Below are 975 nucleotides of genomic sequence, written 5' to 3'. Positions count from 1 at the left end.
TCTACTATGAAGAAGTCACGTTTTACAGACAGCCAAATCATCGATGCCCTCAAACGCGCAGAAGCTGGCTTGACGGTTCCCGAGCTTTGCCGTGAGCTGGGCATCAGTTCGGCGACGTTCTACAAGTGGCGAGCCAAGTTCGGTGGGATGGATGCCTCGCTCATGGCCCGCATGAAGGAGCTCGAAGCGGAGAATGCACGACTTCGTAAGATGTATGTCGAAGAAAAGCTCAAGGTTGAGGTCGTTGCTGAGGCACTCGCAAAAAAGTGGTGAAGCCATCTCGCAGGCGCGAGATGGCTCAACAAGCTGTTGCGCAACGGGGCCTGTCCATCCGGGCTGCCTGCCAAGCATTTCAAATTAGTCAGGCTTGCTATCGATACAAAGCGCTGCGTTGTCACGAGGACGATGAGATTGCCCAGTGGCTGCTGCGCTTGACGGACAACAACCGCAATTGGGGCTTTGGCCTGTGCTTTTTGTATCTGCGTAACGTCAGGTGCTTCAAATGGAACCACAAGCGTGTGTATCGCATTTACCGCGAGTTGGAGTTGAATCTGCGCATCAAGCCGCGTAAGCGCTTGGTGCGTGACAAGCCAGAGCCATTGGCAGTACCGGCTAGTCGTGATGTCGTTTGGTCTGTGGACTTTATGCATGAGCAGCTTGAAGATGCTCGCAGCTTCAGGCTGCTCAATGTCATTGATGACTTCAACCGCGAAGCACTCGGTATTGAGGTGGACTTCTCGCTGCCTGCGCTGCGCGTCATTAGAACGCTAGAGCAGATCATCCAGTGGCGTGGTAAGCCTCAGGTAATTCGTTGTGATAACGGCCCTGAGTACATCAGCGCAACGTTGCAAAACTGGGCGGCAGCCAAAGGAATTCATCTGCAATACATCCAGCCTGGCAAGCCTCAGCAAAACGCCTATATCGAGAGGTTTAATAGGACCGTGCGCTACGAATGGCTGTCACAGTACCATTGGC

At 53.4% G+C, this 975-nt stretch carries 1 pseudogene; it reads left to right on the top strand.

Going from position 1 to position 975, the window contains the following annotated elements:
- Positions 1-6: 6 nt before the first annotated feature.
- Positions 7-975, top strand: a pseudogene (locus E8K88_RS17890) (IS3 family transposase); the annotation flags it as partial.

Source organism: Lampropedia aestuarii (genome assembly GCF_004803635.1).
Taxonomy (GTDB): domain Bacteria; phylum Pseudomonadota; class Gammaproteobacteria; order Burkholderiales; family Burkholderiaceae_C; genus Lampropedia; species Lampropedia aestuarii.
The sequence above is the reverse complement of the archived record's forward strand: the minus strand, read 5'-3'. Positions and strand labels throughout refer to the sequence as shown.